This window comes from Streptomyces sp. NBC_00885 (genome assembly GCF_045207475.1).
Lineage (GTDB): Bacteria > Actinomycetota > Actinomycetes > Streptomycetales > Streptomycetaceae > Streptomyces.
The window spans coordinates 34866-50290 of the sequence record NZ_CP108796.1 but is presented as its reverse complement, the minus strand read 5'-3'; the positions used below and the strand labels follow the sequence as shown (position 1 = coordinate 50290).

Sequence of the window (15425 nt, the reverse complement as noted above, 5' to 3'; positions counted from 1 at the left end):
TGTCAGCGGTGTCCGCGGCGCCTGATCATCCGGACGACTTGGGGCAGGGCCGATCCGGCCAGCAGGGCCGCCAGCGGAAGGACGACGTCCGTCCATGGGTCGCGGATCGGCTTGTAGGTGGCCTTGCCGTCGGTGATCTCGATGTAGCCGAGCGGCCGGGCCTCGGCTCCGCCGCCTCCGCCTCCGCCCTCACCGGTTTTGGCGGCGCCGATTTCCCGCCCGACGCCACCGCCGAAGCCGAAGCCGACCCTGGCGACCGGAATGACGGTGATGCCGTCGCGGGTAATGGGTTCGCCGTAGACGGCGGTCACGGAGGCCCGTCCGCCGAGTTTGTCGGCCAGGCGCTCCAGCAGGGTGACGGAGGCGTGGGCGGCGCTGAGGTCGGCCAGGGGGACGGGCTTGTTTTCGCCTGCTGTGCTCGTCATGTGCCGTCTCCCGTATGGGGGCGTTCCGCTGTGCCGAGGATGTGGGTGGCAGCCGGGGAGGGGAACTTCGTATCGCGAAAGACAAACTTCTCCACCGCGGTGAGGGTGAGACCGGCTGTGGTGACGGCGGCGGCCCGGAGCGCCTCGTGGAGTTGGCCGGCGTCGGGGGCACCGGCGAGGCCGTCCGCGGTCCGGTACATCCGGCAGGACAGTCCGGGGGTGTGTCCGGGCTCGGCGAACGGGTCGCGGCCGTCGATCAGGATGGTCGGGGAGCCGGTGAAGCCGATCCGCTCGGCTTCGGCCTGGCCGGTCACGACGCGGGTGGTGAATCCGATACTGCTCAACCCCGACGTGTCGAGCGCGCAGCGCAGCCGCTCGGCCGCGAGCGTCTCGTTCGGGCAGCCGGGCACGAGAAGGATCTCGATGTCCATGTCTCCAGGCTCCCGCACCTGCCTGCCGTGCGCGCCCGCGCCGTCCGGCCTGGCCGTTCCCGAACGGGGACCCGTGTACCGGCGGGGGCTTGGGGCCCCGTCGCCGCGCAGACGCAGAATTCACGCAGCCCCCAGGCGCCCTGGCAGGCGACACCTTCAGCGTCGAGCGGAACTCCATGAATTGCAAAATTCTGCAATTCATTACATGCTGTGTTGGCTGTGTCCGTAGGTAGCCGCGGGCACAGCACCAAGCGATACCCCCGACGGGGGTTGAGGAGAGTCCGAGACCGTGCCGGTTCCGCTGTATCAGGCCAAGGCAGAGTTCTTCCGGATGCTGGGGCATCCGGTGCGCATCCGTGTGCTGGAGCTGCTGCAGGGCGGGCCGATGCCGGTGCGGGATCTGCTCGCATCGATCGAGGTGGAGCCGTCGGCCCTGTCCCAGCAGCTGGCGGTGCTGCGCCGGTCGGGGATCGTGAGCTCAACGCGAGAGGGCTCGACCGTGGTCTACGAGCTCGCGGGCGGGGATGTCGCGGATCTGATGCGGGCCGCACGGCGGATCCTCACCGAGATGCTGGCCGGGCAGAACGAGCTGCTGGTGGAGTTGCGGGAAGCCGAGGTCGCGGCGCAGTGAGTGCGGTCTTCACCCGGGCCATGGGCCGGGTGCGTTCCCTGCTGCCTGCCCGTGCCGACTTTCTGCTCATGGCGCGCAACCCACGCCGCGATCTGCTGGCGGGCCTGACGGTGGCGATCGTGGCGCTGCCGCTCGCGCTGGGCTTCGGGGTGTCCTCCGGGCTCGGCGCGGAGGCGGGGCTTGCCACCGCGGTGGTCGCCGGTGCGCTCGCCGCGCTGTTCGGCGGCTCCAATCTCCAGGTTTCCGGCCCCACCGGGGCCATGACGGTGGTGCTGGTGCCGATCGTCGCCGAGTACGGGCCCGGCGGGGTGCTGACGGTCGGAGTGCTGGCCGGGCTGATCCTGATCGCACTCGCCCTGCTGCGCGCCGGGAAGTACATGCAGTACATCCCGGCTCCGGTGGTGGAGGGTTTCACCCTCGGCATCGCGTGCGTGATCGGGCTTCAGCAGATCCCGAACGCGCTCGGGGTGGCCAAGCCCGAGGGCGACAGGGTCCTGGTGGTGACCTGGCGGGCCGTCGAAGCGTTCGTACGCACACCGAACTGGACCGCCGTCTCGCTCACGGCCGGTGTCGCCGTCGTGATGCTTCTCGGTGCGCGCTGGCGGCCGACCGTCCCCTTCTCGATAGTCGCGGTGATCGCCGCGACCCTCGTCGCACAGCTCTTCCATCTGGACGCTGCCGTGCCGATCGGTGATCTGCCGTCCGGGCTGCCCGCTCCGTCGCTGGGCTTCCTCGACCTGTCGGCGGCCGGTTCTCTGATGGCCCCGGCGGTCGCCGTGGCCGCGCTCGCGGCGCTGGAGTCGCTGCTGTCGGCCACCGTCGCGGACGGTATGACGGTGGGCCAGAAGCACGACCCGGACAAGGAGTTGTTCGGTCAGGGCATCGCGAACCTGGCCGCGCCGCTGTTCGGTGGCGTCCCGGCGACGGCCGCCATCGCCCGGACGGCGGTCAACGTCCGCACCGGCGCGGGCTCGCGGCTCGCGGCGCTCGCTCACGCCGCCGTCCTCGCGGTGATCGTCTTCGCCGCCGCCCCGCTGGTCTCCAAGATCCCCCTGGCCGCGCTCGCGGGCGTGCTGCTGGCGACCGCGATCCGCATGGTCGAAGTCGGCGCGTTGCGGGCCATGGCCCGCGCGACGCGTTCCGATGCCATCGTGCTCGTACTGACGGCCGTCGCCACGCTCGCCCTGGACCTGGTCTACGCGGTGATCATCGGCCTGGTCGTGGCCGGGGCACTGGCCCTGCGGGCGGTGGCCAAACAGGCCCGGATGGATCAGGTGGACTTCCGGCCCGACCTGCCCGGCGAGCACAGCGACGAGGAACACGCCCTGCTGGCCGAGCACATCGTGGCCTACCGGATCGACGGGCCGCTGTTCTTCGCCGGCGCGCACCGCTTCCTGCTGGAGCTGAGCGAGGTCGCCGACGTCCGGGTCGTCATCCTGCGCATGTCGCGCATCACGACCATGGACGCCACCGGTGCACTGGTCCTCAAGGACGCCGTGCAGAAGCTCAACCGGCGCGGCATCGCGGTGATGACGTCCGGGATACGGCCCGGACAGCGGCGCGTCCTCGAGTCCGTCGGCGCGTTGGATCTTCTGCGGCTGGAGGGGCGGGAGTACGCGACCACCCCGGAGGCCATCGCCGGTGCCCGCGCCCTTCTGCAGGGAGCCGGGGTCCTGCCCGCCGTTCCCGCGCAGTCGCCCGCCCCCGTCTCCGAGGAGGCTTCCCGATGACCGTCCCCGTCTCCCGTCGCATGGTCGAAGTGTCCGGCACCGAAGCCCTGTGGCTGCTCGAAGGTGCCGCCCGGGGACGGCTCGTGTACGTCCAGCGCGAGAGCGCGGTGATACGTCCGGCGGTGCACATCCTCCAGTACGGCCGCTTGATCGTCCGCACCCCGGCCCAGGCGGCAGCCCTGTCCGGGAGGGCCGCGCTCACGTACCACGCCGACGAGATCCGCGTGGCCGGCGGCATCGGGTGGACGGTGACGGCGACCGGTCCGGCCGAGGTGATCACCGATCCGGACGAGGCGGCCCACTACCGCCGTACGCTGCCCGGCTGGGTCCACGGCCCGCACGACACCCTCGTCCGGATCCGCCCGCAGACGGTGACCGGCTTCCGCCTCGCCCACGAGGGTGCCTGATGGCCGCTCAGCTCGAGAGCTTGCCCTACCGGCATGTGCTGACTGTTCCCGCCATAGGGTCCGCTGTCCGGATAGCGCGCGAGACCACCGAACAGGTGCTGGTGGAGTGGGGCATCAGCCGGCGCCACCCCACGGTCGATCCCGCGTTGCTGATCCTGGGCGAACTGGTCACCAACAGCGTGCGGCACGCCGCCGTGCTCTCCCCGAACGTCACGGTGATCTACGCGGCGGGCCATGACACGTTCGCGTTCGCTGTCCACGACCGCCACCCCTATCAGCCAGCCCTGTACGCCACGGCTGGCAACGGGGGCAGCGGGCTGGCCACTGTCGTCGAGCTCACCCTCGGCCTCGGCGGCACCGCGGTCGTACGCGCGGACGCTGACGGCCGCGGCAAAAGCGTGTGGATCACCCTCCCCCTGTGAGAACGAGAGAGCGACGATGACCATCGAGTGGCGTTACACCACCCAGCAGGACTTCTGTGTCCTCTCGCTGGCCGGGTATCTCGGCGCGGATGCCGTGGCCCGCTTCTCCGGCGCCGTCGGTTGGGCCCTGGCCCGCGGCACGGGACCGGTCATCCTCGACCTCACCGAGCTGCGCGGCTGGTCCATCGGTGGCCAGCTCGCCGTCGCCCAGGCAGCACGCCAACTCGAGGATGAGGGACGGCGTCTGGAACTCGCTGCGATCCCCGCGGACGGCTCCCTCGTCCCCGACGGCACCCACCCGCCGATCCCCGTCCACTGCGACCTCGCAGCCGCCCTCGCTGCGTACGACGACCTGAGTGGCCAAACGCGTGAGTGGCACAGCGACGACTGGCCCGGCGCGCGAAATGTGGCGCCACAGGGCCTGATGTAAGAGATCCACAGGAACGAAAGCAGACAAGGAAGCAGTATGAGCGACGTGATCGTGAAGGACAGCAACGGAACCCCGCTTCATGACGGCGACTCCGTGACGCTGATCAAGGACCTGAAGGTGAAGGGCACCTCCGAGACACTCAAGCGCGGAACGCTGGTGAAGAACATCCGCCTCACTGGCAAGGCCGGCGAGATCGAATGCAACACCAAGAAGGTCAAGGGCCTGGTCCTGAAGACCGAGTTCCTGAAAAAGGCGTGACCTCAAGGCCCACCCTGGTCTCGTCCGGCGCTTCTCCCTGCCGTCACCTCCTGGCCGACGGCAGGGGCAGCGCCGCAGCTGTTCCACGGCGTCACGGTGCAGCGCGTGGTCAGCCGGAGGGCGGTGCCTGGGCGCCGAGGGCGGTGTCCAGGTCCGCGTAGATGGTCATCGAGTCGTGGTGGATGACCCGTGACTGCGTTGCCTCGATGCGGTCCAGGCCGCACAGTACGAGGGAACGCTCAGTCTTCCGCAGCGTGGCGGCCGCCTGCAGGACTGCCGCCTCACCTTCGGCGCTCCAGCCCAGCAGTTCGGTCAGGTCCAGGATGACGGCCCCGGTGCTGCGGGCAGCTACCCAGCCGAACCCCTCCGAAAAGCGGTCGACCGCACTGCTGCCGAGGAACCCGGCAACACTCATGACCGCCACGCCGCGCTGTTCCCCGAAACTCCAGCTGATGCTCACAGGCGGCGCCGCTCTCAACGCTCGCCGTCGGACAGCTTCGGGCCGCGGGCCGCGTGGGCGGCATGCCGGATCCAGCCACGGTCGATGTCCATGCTCAGCAGGCGCTGATGCCCGCAGCGGGGGCATGAGCCGTCCGCGGCGACGGCCGCGGGCAGGCACTTGAGACGGCAGGCAGGGCACTTGAGTAGAGCCCCGCCGCCACGCAGTCGTGGGATTCTCACCCGAAACCTCCCTCTCTCGACCTTCGGAATTGCTAATCTTAGCAATTCCCGAGGTCATCACGTGGGTGTGATGGCGCGAGGATGACCCCATGGTGAAGAGTTTTGGGTGGATGGGATGCACGGTGCAGGCTTGGCAACGATCGTCCGGCCTTACGGCGGCATGCCCGGACGCGGGGCCGGTTCAGTGAGCGCGCCGCTGTACCAACTGAAGGCGGAGTTCTTCAAGACGCTCGGGCATCCGGTCCGGATCCGCGTGCTGGAACTGCTGAGCGAGCGCGAGCATGCGGTCTCCGAAATGCTGCCGGAGGTGGGCGTCGAGCCCGCCCACCTCTCGCAGCAACTGGCCGTCCTGCGCCGGGCCAATCTGGTCATAACCCGCAGGGAAGGTTCGGCCGTCTTCTACTCGCTGACCAGTCCGCAGGTGGCTGAGCTGCTGAGGGTCGCGCGGGCGATCCTGTCCGGTGTGCTGGCGGGTCAGGCCGAACTGCTCGCCGACCTGCAGGCGGCGGCGTCCGAGGGAGAACCGCAGACCTAGGCCGTCCGCAGACCGGCGGCCGCCCTTCGGCGTACACGGACAGCGCTCTGCGCGGCGAGGGGCGGCCGCCTTCAACCCCGCCGACGCGCAGCCAACAAAATAGTCAAAGCGCAAGAAAAAAGGGCGTAACTCCGGCTGTGGAGACGTCCGTTAGCCACGTGCGGAAGAGTCCTCACCAGCATCCGGGAGGGGCGTTCATGGGCCTGCTGCGCAAAATCCGCGGCACCGGGCGGGTGGCTGAACCTGCTCCGCCCCGGTCGGTGGAACCGCTGCCGATGGCGCGCGGGCTGGGCGGGTCGGTGCAGGTGCGCTGTGTGGATGCCGGCTCGTGCAACGGATGCGAGATCGAGATCGCGGCGGCCTTCGGCCCGGTCTACGACGCGGAGCGGTACGGAGCCCGGCTGGTGGCCTCGCCCCGGCATGCGGATGTGGCCCTGGTGACCGGGCCGGTCACGCGGAACATGGCCGAGCCGCTGCGGCGCACGGTGGCGGCCATGCCCGAGCCGCAGCTGGTGGTCGCGGTCGGGGACTGTGCGATCAACTGCGGTGAGTTCGCGGGAGGGTACGGAGTCGAGGGCGCGGTCGCCGATGTCGTACCGGTCGATCTTCAGGTGCCGGGGTGCCCGCCGACGCCGGACGACATCGTGGCGGCGCTGCGGCGGGTGACCGGCCGGTGAGCCTGGTCGCGGCCGCCCTTGGTGCTGCCGTCGCCATGGGTGGGGCCGGAGCGGCGGCGGGTGCCGGGCTGCCGGTCCGGTGGCGCATCATCGCCGCCGGAATGTGCACGGCGGGGGTGGGGGTGGCCGGTGGTGCGGCGGGTGTGGCTGTACTGGGCGGAAGGCGATGGTCGGCCGAGCTCCCGGGGCTGCTGCCGCTGGCCGGGGTGCATCTTGAAGTGGATGCGCTGTCGGGGCTGTTCATGGCTGTGGCGGGGGCAGTGGTGGCGGCGGTGGCGGTGTACGGCATCGGGTACGCGTCCGGGCATGGCCCGCACGGGCTGGGCTCACGGGCGGCGCAGACGGTGCTGCCGCTGTTCGCCCTGTCGCTGGTGCTGGTGCCTGCGGCGGGATCGGTGTCCACGTTCCTGGTGCTGTGGGAGCTGATGGCGCTGGCCTCGCTGCTGCTGGTCCTGGCCGAGCACCGCGAGCGGCCGTCGGTGCGGACGGCGGGCGTCTGGTACGCGGTGATGACCCACCTCGGACTCGTCCTGCTGCTGGCCGGGTTCGCATTGTTCGCCGCGCACGCCGGGGGTGAAGACTTTGCGACACTGCGTACGGGCGCGCAGGACATGCCGCCCGCCACCCGCGGGCTGATCTTCGTACTGACCGCTGCGGCCTTCACCTCCAAGGCGGGAGCGGTGCCGCTGCACGCCTGGCTGCCGCGCGCCCACCCCGAAGCACCCAGCCCCGTCTCGGCGTTGATGAGCGCAGCCATGGTCAACCTCGGCGTCTACGGGCTTATCCGGACCGGTTTCGACCTGCTGGGCGGCGGACCGTCCTGGTGGTGGCTCGGTCTGATCGCGGTGGGCGGGCTGTCCGCCGTGTACGGGATCCTGCAGGCCGCGATGGCCTCGGACCTGAAGAGACTGCTGGCGTACTCGACATCCGAGAACATGGGGCTGGTCCTGATCGGGGCCGGAGCGGCGGGTCTGTTCGCCGCCTCGGGTGATCGTTCGCTGGCCGCCCTCGCGCTGGCGGCCGCGCTGCTGCACGTGGTCAACCACTCGGCGTTCAAGGCCCTGTTGTTCTGCACGGCCGGTTCCGTCCTGCGCGCCACGGGCGTACGGGATCTCGACCGGCTCGGTGGTCTGAGGGCGCGGATGCCGGTCACGGCCGGACTCTTCGCGCTGGGCGCGCTGGGGGCGGTGGCGCTGCCGCCCGGCAACGGGTTCATCAGTGAGTGGCTGCTGCTGCAGTCGCTGATCCACGGACTTCAGATGCCAGGGGTGGCCGTCGCCGTGATGCTGCCGCTGGCGGTGGCGCTGATCGCGCTTTCGGCGGGGATCGCCGCGGCGGTGTTCGTCAAGGCGCTCGGGGTCGGGTTCTTCGCCCGGCCGCGCAGCCAAGAGGCCACCGGCGCGCGGGAGGCGCCGCCGATGATGCTCGCCGGAATGGGGCTGCTGGCGGCCGGGTGCGTGGGGCTTGCGCTGGTCCCGGGACTGCTGGGCAGTGGATTGGATCAGGCCGTGCTCGCCGCGGGCCTTCCTGGGGGTCAGGCCCTGTCGGGCGGCGGGCTGGGAGTACGGCTTGCCGACGTGTCGGCGTCGCTGTCGCCGCTGTGGGTGGTGGCCGCACTCACCGCGGCGCTGGCCCTGGCTGGCTTCGTTCATCTTCAGCAGCAGCGTTTGTCGGCGAGTTTCAGCAGCACTTGATGATCAACCTGCTCGTGGATGTTCACGAGAAATGACGGCACTGCTGTGAGATCGCGTGTCGTCTTGCTCATGCCAAGACGACGCATCCCCGTCGCTCGAGTTCGGTCAGCAGCGGGAGGGACGGATCGATGTCGTTCCATCGCAGATCGAGCTTCTCCAGCGATGGAAGCAGAGTGAGCCAGCCCGGCAAGTGGCTGAGGCGGTTGGTCCGCAGGTCGATCTGACGCAGCCGCGGCAGGCTGGCCAGTGACGGCGGCAGCTCCGCCACGGAGTTCTCGCGCAGGTCCAGGTGACGAAGTTCGTGCAGTTCAGCAGTTGACGGCGGGAGATGCTCGATCGTGTTTCCTCGGAGCCAGAGCTCACGCAGGTTGCGGAGCCGGCCGATGGAGTCGGGCAACGTGGTCAGCCGGTTGTGCTGTGCCCTGAACTCGATGAGGCTGGTCATCCCCCCTATGGCCTCGGGGAGGGTCGTGAGCGAGTTCTCGCCGATGTTGAGGTATCGCAGCCTGGTCAGCCTTCCCACGGCGTCCGGAATCCGTGACAGTTGGTTGTCGTGCAAGTAGAGGCAGTCGCTGAGCTCCGTCAGCCTGCCCAGCTCGTCGGGAATCGACGTGAGCGCGTTGTGGCCCAGGTCCAGGGTCGTCAGTCGGTGCAGTCGTTCGATCTCCGGTGGGAGGGCCGTGAGTCCGTTGTCGGCAAGGATCAGCACGCGGAGTTCGGTCTGTTGCCAGACCGAGTCGGGAACTTCTCCGAGTTCTTGACGCCATAGGTTCAACGCGTGCCTCACGGCCTTCTCACCTTCGTCAGCGGTCTTGGCCTTGATTCTCGCCCGGAGCTTCGGAACGAGATCAGCCAGCCTCGGCATGCTCAGTGCGTGCGCGCGTGCTGGCGAGTCGGTAGGAGTCGGTGCCGGTCTCGATGATCGTGCCGTTGAACGTGAGGCGGTCGACGATGGCCGCACAGAGGCGTGGATCGGTAAAGGTCTTGGTCCAGCCGCCGAACGACTCGTTGGAGGCGATGGCGACGCTGTTCTTCTCCTCGCGCTCGGTCAGCACTTGGAAGAGGAGTTCGGCGCCGTGGCGGTCGAGCTCCATGTAGCCGAGTTCGTCGATGCAGAGCAGGTCGACGCGGCCGTAGCGGGCAATGGTCTTGTTCAGCTGCTTCTCGTCGGCGGCCTCGACCAGCTCGTTCACCAGCTTCGTGGCGAGCGTGTAACGGACGCGGTAGCCCTTCATGGCCGCCTCGGTGCCCAGGGCGATGAGCATGTGCGACTTGCCGGTTCCGGAGTCGCCGATCAGGCAGAGGGGCTGGCTCTTCTTGATCCATTCACAGCTGGCCAGCGTGTGGATCGTAGCGGCGTCGATGTTCGGGTTGGCATCGAAGTCGAAGGCACGCAGGGACTTCTCCCGCGGGAAGCCGGCTGCCTTGATTCGCCGTTCCGAACGGCGACGGGCCCGGTCGTCGCACTCGGTCATCAGCAGTTCGGCGAGGAAGCCGCGGTAGGTCATCTGGTCCTTGACCGCCCGGTCGGCGATCTCGTTGAACTCGTTGCGGATCGACGGGAGCCGCAGCAGGCGGCAGGCGGTGTCGATCGCGGCGTCGGCGGCCTGCTCGGTCAAGCCTCGCTGGCGGGGCAGAGTGGTCACTGTGCTTCTCCCTCATGGCGGTCGCCGCCGCTGGTGCGGCGGCGTCGGAGCAGTTGGTCATAGGGGGTCACCGACGGCATCGGTCGGGTGTCCGGCGGGAGGTGTGCGAGGCGCCACTCGTGCAACGACGTAACGGTCGCCGGCGTCTCGCCGGGCAGCCCCGGGACGGAGGAACCCACGATCGGCTCGTCCTCCGCCTGAGCAGCCTTGCGGGCCTCCAGTGCGACAGCGTCGGCGGTCAGGGCGCCGGCCCGCAGGGCGGTAGCCAGGCCCGCGACGACGTGTTCGTGGGAGAGGTGCCGGTTCAACAGCAGGACCTCGATCAGCGCCCGAGTGCCGTCCCGCTCGCCGTGGATCTTGCGGGCCTGGGCCCACCAGGCGTCGTGGACCGGAGTGAATTTGCCCGCTGACCGGGCCTGTTCGAGGGCCGTGGCACCGGGGAACGCGCCGGGCTTGCGGATAAGGGCTTCAAGGTAGTGGTCCAGGTCCAGGCGGCAGCCGCCCTTCGCGATCAGCCTCTCGTGCCGGGCAACTTCCACGTTCCGGTCGTAAACCACCAGGTGAGAGGCGTGCAGAACGACCCGCACCCGCTTGCCGATCAGGCGGGTCGGGACCGAGTAGCGATTGGTCCGGACATTGATCTGGCTGTAGCGGTCAACCCGCGGCGTGAACAGCCGGCCCGTCTCGAAGGGCTCCTGAGGCAACGGCATCAGCAGCGGCTGCTCGACGGCGAAGTACTCGTCAACGGTCCGAGGCCGCGAGCCGATCCTCCGGCGCCCGTCATGCAGGTCCCACTGGTCGACCATCTCGTTCAGCTCGGCCAGGGAGTCGACTTCCGGAACCGGCGTGAAGTGGTTGCGGCGGAAGTAGCCGATCATTCCTTCGACGCCGCCTTTCTCATGGGCGCCTTCGATGCCGGGGCGGCAGTAGAAGCTCTCGATGTTGAAGTGCGAGCGGAAAGCGATCCACCGGTCGGTCTCCACCCGGGCCCGACTCAGTCCCAGCACCTGGGCGACGGCCGACTTCAGGTTGTCGTAGCGGATCTTGGTCCGGGGAACACCGCCCAGCGTGCGAAGCGCGTGCACGTGTCCTTCGAAGAAGGCTTCCTGACCGCAGGAGGCGAAGACCCGGTGGACGGCCTTGCCGGAGTAGGACAGGCGAAGCGAGAACAGGTAACAGGTCACCAGCTCGCCGGCCAGGCGCACCGTCACGTCGCCGAAGTCGACCTCCGCCTCGTGGCCCGGCAGGTGGGTCTGCGGCACGAACGCTTCCACCGGAGCCTTGCCCGAGGCCGCGAGGATCTCCGGCTTCCGGTCGGAGACGTAGCGTCGGACCATCTGGTAGGACACGTCGGCGCTGTGCTCCTCGACGAGCCGGTGGAAGATCCGGGTGATCGTGTGGCGCTGCTTGCGCGGTGCGTCGAGGTCTGTCAGCAGCATCTCGTCGATCACCGGCTTGTACGGATCCAGCGCGGTCGGCCGCGGCGGCAGCTTCTTCCTCGGCTCTGGCCAGACCGAGTCCACGGCCTTCTTCACGGTCCGCCACGACACGTTGTACTTGCGCTCAAGCTCGCGCATCTTCATGCCGGCACGGTGATCACGCCGGATCGCCGCGTACAGCTCGACCTTGGACATCTGCGGCATGACCAGGACCTTTCACCAGGAGCATCCCGATGCTGCCCTGGCAAGTACCTCAGCGCTGTCAAAACTCGTGAACATCACCCGACCGTGGATCTGGGTGCCTCCCAAACCCGTGAACAACCGACGGCACTACTGGTGAATAAAGCCACCCTGGCGGTGTACCTGGCCCGGCTGTATGGCAATCGCCGTCGACGCAGAGACGCCAAGCTGTGGGACTGCGGCGGCGGCGCTCCCACGCCGAGGATGGCCTATACGGCGACCTCGTTCGCCGAACCTTTGCAGCGCGTCTTCGACGACGTACTTGCCCCGGAGCAGGACGTGAATGTCACGCACGCAGGGGAATCCGCGTACCTGGTGGAGCGTGTCCGGTTCCGCAACCGGGTGCCCGACCGGATCGAGCACCGGCTGTACGAACCGGTGCTGGCGTTTCTCGCGAGGTCCGGGCGGGCCGCGCGCCGGCTGGCGGGCGGCAGTGTCCATCTCTATCTCGGCTACGGCTTCTTCGGCCTGGTCGCTCTGCTCCTGGTGCTGGCGGTGGGCTGGTGAGCGCCGCCGGGTATGTGGCGGTGGCGGGGCAGATCGCTGTGGTCGTCGGGGGCGCTCCACTGCTCACCGGGCTGATGCGGCAGGTGCGGGCGCGCATGGAAGGGCGGGCCGGGGCCGGTATGCTCCAGCCGTGGCGCGATACGCGCAAGCTGCTGCGTAAAGAACCGATCAGCGCGATCGGGACGGGGCCCGCGTTCCGTATCGCTCCGGGGCTGCTGGTGGCGACCACTGTGGTGGTCGCCGCGCTGGTTCCGCTGCTTTCCACGGACACACCGGTCGCCGGGCGCGCGGACCTGATCCTGGTGGTGGCGCTCCTCGCGCTGGGCACCGTCGCCCTGGCGCTGGCCGGGCTGGATACCGGGACCGCGTTCGGCGGCATGGGGGCCTCGCGGGAGATGACCATCGCGGCTCTGGTGGAGCCGACCCTCCTGATGTCGGTGTTCGCCCTGTCGATACCGGCCGGCTCCACCAACCTGCCTGCCATTGTCTCCGGCGCCGTCCACGAACCGGCACGGCTGGCCTCGCCGGCGGGGCTGCTGGCGACCGCCGCGCTCGCCGTCGCCGTCCTCGCGGAGACCGGGCGGCTCCCGGTGGACAACCCGTCCACGCATCTGGAGCTGACGATGGTGCACGAGGCGATGGTGCTGGAGTACGCGGGGCCCGATCTGGCGCTGGTCGAACTGGGTGCGCAGATGCGGCTCACGGTGCTGCTGGGGCTGCTCGCCTCGCTGTTCGCGCCCTGGGGCATCGCGACCACCGTATCAGCGTCGGCGCTCGCCGTCGCGCTGGTCCTGTTCGTGGTCAAGGTTGCGCTGCTGGGGGTGGTGCTGGCCGCGGCAGAGGTGTTCTGGGCGAAGTTGCGGCTGTTTCGCGTGCCGGAGCTGCTCGCCGGGTCCTTCCTGCTGGCGCTGCTCGCGGTGACCTCCTCCTACTTCCTGAGCGGAGAGTGAGCGCGCCGTGAGCGAGAGTCTGTACACGCAGTTGCTGGACCTGGCCTGTGGGGCGTTCCTGCTGGCGGCGGTGATGATCCTTTGGCGGCGTGAACTCGACGCGATCGTACGGATCTTCGCCCTCCAGGGCATCGCCCTGGCCGCCGTCGCCGTCCTCCTGGGGCTGCATGAGGAACGCTGGGACCTGATCGCGGTGGCGGCCGGAATCGGTCTCCTGCGGGCCGGAGTGCTTCCGTATCTGATGCGCCGGGCGCTCACCGCCCCGACCGGGCACCACAGAACGTATGACACGGACGGGGCCGAGACCCGGGAGACCCAGCCGCTGGTGAATGTGGCGGCGTCCCTGCTGACTGCGGCGGCACTGACCCTGCTCGCCTATGCCGTGGCCCGGCCGCTGGCCGAGCTCGACGCCACCCCGGCGACACGTGCCCTGCCGGTGGGCCTTGCGGTCGTTCTGATCGGGTTCTTCGTGCTGGTCACCAGGCGGCGGGCGCTGGCCCAGGTGGTGGGCTTCCTGCTGCTGGACAACGGCATCACAGCGACCGCCTTTCTCGCCACCTCCGGAGTGCCGCTGATCGTCGAACTCGGCGTCTCCTTCGATGTCCTGCTCGCCGTACTGGTACTGCAGCTGCTCACCACTCGTATGCGGGCTGCATTCGGCACGACCGACATCGACGACCTGCGGGAGCTGCACGACTGATGCCGCATCTTCTCCAAGAGCCCGCTGCGACCGCCGTGTTGCTGACCGCGCCCGTCGCGGTGCCCCTGGCCGTGGCCTGCGTCCATGCGCTGACCGGCCTGCGTGCGTCTGCCGCGGAAGTTCGCGAGCCGAGCAGGGAGGTGTCCCGTCAGCCTGCCCTGGTCGGCGCCGCCACCGGACCGGCGGACGGGGCCGCAGCGCCACCTCCGCCAGGGTCCGATGCACCTCACCGGGCCGACTGGTACGGGCTCATCTCCCCATTGGCGGTCATCACCTGCGGTGCGGTACTGGCAGCCGCCCTCGGTGACGACGAAGCCGTGACCGCCTACGGCGGACTGCTGCGCGCCGACGCCCTGACGGTGTGGATGCTGCTCGTCGTAGGCGCCGTCGCACTGATCGCCTGCGCCACGGCCCCCTCCTATCTGGCGGGCGAGCGCACCGCCGGACGGGCCGATGCCCGTAACACCGCCCTCTTCCACGTCCTCGTCCAGTCGTTCCTCGCAGCCATGTGCCTGGCCGTGCTCACCGCGAACCTCGGAGTGCTGTGGGTCGCCATCGAAGCCACCACCATCGTCACCGCATTCCTCGTCGGCCACCGCCGCACCCGCACATCCGTCGAAGCCGCGTGGAAATACGTCGTGATCTGCTCGGCCGGGATCGCCCTCGCCTTCCTGGGCACCGTCCTCATCTACTACGCCGCCCGGCAGGCGGGCATCGCCGAGGCGTACGCCCTTAACTGGCCCACCCTCATGGAACAGGCCGACCGGCTGGACCCGGCCGTCACCCGGCTCGGCATCGGCCTCGTGCTCCTCGGCTTCGGCGCCAAAGCCGGCCTCGTGCCCCTGCACGCCTGGCTACCCGACGCCCACAGCCAGGCACCCGCCCCCGTCTCCGCGCTGATGTCCGGCGTCCTGCTGTCCGTCGCCTTCACCGCGATCCTGCGCTACCAGAGCATCTCCGACGCCGCCCTCGGGACCGGCTACACCCGCGCCCTGCTGACCGGCATCGCGCTGCTCACACTCGCCCTCGCCGCGGCCCTGCTGCTCGCCCAGCGCGACTACAAACGCATGCTGGCGTACTCGAGCATGGAGCACATGAGCCTGATCGCCCTCGGCGCCGCGATCGGCACCCCTCTCGCCCGTGCCGCCCTGCTCCTGCACATCGCCGGGCACGGGCTCGCCAAAGCGGCCGCCTTCTGCGCCTCCGGCCACATCCTCCACCTCACCCGGACCACCCGCATCGGACGCGTACGCGGCCTGATCGCCCGGGCACCCGGCCTTGCGGGCATCTTCGGGCTCGCGGTCGTCGCGCTGCTCGGGTTCCCGCCCTTCAGTCTGTTCGCCTCCGAACTGGGCATCGTCCGCGCCGGATTCACCGCCCGCATGGGCTGGGCCGTCTCGGCCGCCCTGCTGCTGGTCCTGATCGCCTTCGCCGCGCTCGCCACCCGCACCGCCCGGATGCTGCTCGGCCCCGCACCCACAGCCCGCACGGACGAGCCGCCCGCCACGACCCGATGGCCACTCGTCCTGGGCCTGGTGGCCTGCGCGGCCCTGGGTATCTCGACCGGTCCGCTCACCGACCTGCTGCAGGATGCCGCCCAGGCGATCGGAGCCCGCTGAAGC

At 69.6% G+C, this 15425-nt stretch carries 20 protein-coding genes; 13 read left to right on the top strand and 7 right to left on the bottom strand.

Annotation, left to right across the window (positions count from 1 at the left end; genetic code table 11):
- Window positions 1-2 precede the first annotated feature (2 nt).
- On the bottom strand, window positions 3-425 hold the full coding sequence (locus OHA61_RS00310; protein WP_406301103.1) for a spore germination protein GerW family protein: 423 nt from the start codon (window positions 423-425) through the stop codon (window positions 3-5).
- Window positions 422-856: a hypothetical protein gene (locus OHA61_RS00305; RefSeq protein WP_406301101.1), complete on the bottom strand. Its 435-nt coding sequence runs from the start codon at window positions 854-856 to the stop codon at window positions 422-424. Before OHA61_RS00305 ends, OHA61_RS00310 begins: the two co-directional genes overlap by 4 nt.
- Before the next feature lie 289 nt (window positions 857-1145).
- Between OHA61_RS00305 and OHA61_RS00300 the strand changes: the two genes are divergently transcribed.
- From OHA61_RS00300 to OHA61_RS00275, 6 genes are read left to right on the top strand one after another with little or no spacing between them, the layout of a single operon-like run.
- On the top strand, window positions 1146-1487 hold the full coding sequence (locus tag OHA61_RS00300) for an ArsR/SmtB family transcription factor (RefSeq protein ID WP_406301100.1): 342 nt from the start codon (window positions 1146-1148) through the stop codon (window positions 1485-1487).
- 20 nt (window positions 1488-1507) lie between these two features.
- Entirely contained in the window at window positions 1508-3217 is a 1710-nt protein-coding gene (locus OHA61_RS00295; RefSeq protein ID WP_406307241.1) for a SulP family inorganic anion transporter, read from the top strand.
- The gene (locus tag OHA61_RS00290) at window positions 3214-3624 is read left to right on the top strand and encodes a pyridoxamine 5'-phosphate oxidase family protein (RefSeq protein ID WP_406301098.1); all 411 of its coding nucleotides are present in this window, start codon (window positions 3214-3216) and stop codon (window positions 3622-3624) included. Before OHA61_RS00295 ends, OHA61_RS00290 begins: the two co-directional genes overlap by 4 nt.
- Window positions 3624-4046 carry an ATP-binding protein gene (locus tag OHA61_RS00285; RefSeq protein WP_405595426.1) on the top strand — a complete coding sequence of 141 codons (423 nt, stop codon included), beginning with the start codon at window positions 3624-3626 and terminating at the stop codon, window positions 4044-4046. Before OHA61_RS00290 ends, OHA61_RS00285 begins: the two co-directional genes overlap by 1 nt.
- A 16-nt stretch (window positions 4047-4062) precedes the next feature.
- Window positions 4063-4476 (top strand): STAS domain-containing protein, encoded by a 414-nt coding sequence (locus tag OHA61_RS00280; protein WP_406301097.1) that lies wholly within the window; start codon window positions 4063-4065, stop codon window positions 4474-4476.
- Window positions 4477-4512: 36 nt separating this feature from the next.
- Window positions 4513-4734: an alkylphosphonate utilization protein gene (locus tag OHA61_RS00275; protein WP_406301096.1), complete on the top strand. Its 222-nt coding sequence runs from the start codon at window positions 4513-4515 to the stop codon at window positions 4732-4734.
- A 109-nt stretch (window positions 4735-4843) separates the two neighbouring features.
- On the opposite strand, the gene OHA61_RS00270 is transcribed toward OHA61_RS00275, so the two are convergent.
- Window positions 4844-5149, bottom strand: coding sequence for an STAS domain-containing protein (locus OHA61_RS00270; RefSeq protein ID WP_406301095.1), 306 nt, complete (start codon window positions 5147-5149; stop codon window positions 4844-4846).
- Window positions 5150-5208: 59 nt separating this feature from the next.
- Window positions 5209-5415, bottom strand: a complete 207-nt coding sequence (locus OHA61_RS00265) for a hypothetical protein (protein ID WP_406301093.1) — start codon at window positions 5413-5415, stop codon at window positions 5209-5211.
- A gap of 184 nt (window positions 5416-5599) precedes the next feature.
- Here OHA61_RS00265 and OHA61_RS00260 point away from each other — a divergent pair, with 184 nt between their 5' ends.
- The 3 genes from OHA61_RS00260 (at window position 5600) to OHA61_RS00250 (ending at window position 8321) form a co-directional block, all read left to right on the top strand.
- Window positions 5600-5950 (top strand): ArsR/SmtB family transcription factor, encoded by a 351-nt coding sequence (locus OHA61_RS00260; protein ID WP_406307240.1) that lies wholly within the window; start codon window positions 5600-5602, stop codon window positions 5948-5950.
- Between the two features lie 197 nt (window positions 5951-6147).
- Window positions 6148-6627: an NADH-quinone oxidoreductase subunit B family protein gene (locus tag OHA61_RS00255; protein WP_406301091.1), complete on the top strand. Its 480-nt coding sequence runs from the start codon at window positions 6148-6150 to the stop codon at window positions 6625-6627.
- Window positions 6624-8321, top strand: a complete 1698-nt coding sequence (locus OHA61_RS00250; protein WP_406301089.1) for a proton-conducting transporter membrane subunit — start codon at window positions 6624-6626, stop codon at window positions 8319-8321. Before OHA61_RS00255 ends, OHA61_RS00250 begins: the two co-directional genes overlap by 4 nt.
- A 67-nt stretch (window positions 8322-8388) precedes the next feature.
- On the opposite strand, the gene OHA61_RS00245 is transcribed toward OHA61_RS00250, so the two are convergent.
- The 3 genes from OHA61_RS00245 to istA form a co-directional block, all read right to left on the bottom strand.
- The gene (locus OHA61_RS00245) at window positions 8389-9108 is read right to left on the bottom strand and encodes a leucine-rich repeat domain-containing protein (protein ID WP_406301088.1); all 720 of its coding nucleotides are present in this window, start codon (window positions 9106-9108) and stop codon (window positions 8389-8391) included.
- Between the two features lie 61 nt (window positions 9109-9169).
- Window positions 9170-9967, bottom strand: a complete 798-nt coding sequence (istB, locus tag OHA61_RS00240; RefSeq protein WP_406301087.1) for an IS21-like element helper ATPase IstB — start codon at window positions 9965-9967, stop codon at window positions 9170-9172.
- Window positions 9964-11601: an IS21 family transposase gene (gene istA / locus OHA61_RS00235; protein ID WP_406307239.1), complete on the bottom strand. Its 1638-nt coding sequence runs from the start codon at window positions 11599-11601 to the stop codon at window positions 9964-9966. Before istA ends, istB begins: the two co-directional genes overlap by 4 nt.
- Window positions 11602-11742: 141 nt before the next feature.
- On the opposite strand from istA, the gene OHA61_RS00230 reads away from it, so the two are divergent.
- From OHA61_RS00230 to OHA61_RS00215, 4 genes are read left to right on the top strand one after another with little or no spacing between them, the layout of a single operon-like run.
- Complete coding sequence (locus OHA61_RS00230; RefSeq protein WP_406301086.1) at window positions 11743-12153, top strand: hypothetical protein; 411 nt, start codon at window positions 11743-11745, stop codon at window positions 12151-12153.
- Window positions 12150-13103, top strand: a complete 954-nt coding sequence (locus OHA61_RS00225) for a respiratory chain complex I subunit 1 family protein (RefSeq protein ID WP_406301085.1) — start codon at window positions 12150-12152, stop codon at window positions 13101-13103. The genes OHA61_RS00230 and OHA61_RS00225 overlap by 4 nt, the downstream gene beginning before the upstream one ends.
- A 7-nt stretch (window positions 13104-13110) precedes the next feature.
- Window positions 13111-13803: a hypothetical protein gene (locus tag OHA61_RS00220; RefSeq protein ID WP_406301084.1), complete on the top strand. Its 693-nt coding sequence runs from the start codon at window positions 13111-13113 to the stop codon at window positions 13801-13803.
- Window positions 13803-15422 carry a proton-conducting transporter membrane subunit gene (locus OHA61_RS00215; RefSeq protein ID WP_406301083.1) on the top strand — a complete coding sequence of 540 codons (1620 nt, stop codon included), beginning with the start codon at window positions 13803-13805 and terminating at the stop codon, window positions 15420-15422. The genes OHA61_RS00220 and OHA61_RS00215 overlap by 1 nt, the downstream gene beginning before the upstream one ends.
- The last annotated feature ends 3 nt before the right edge of the window (window positions 15423-15425 follow it).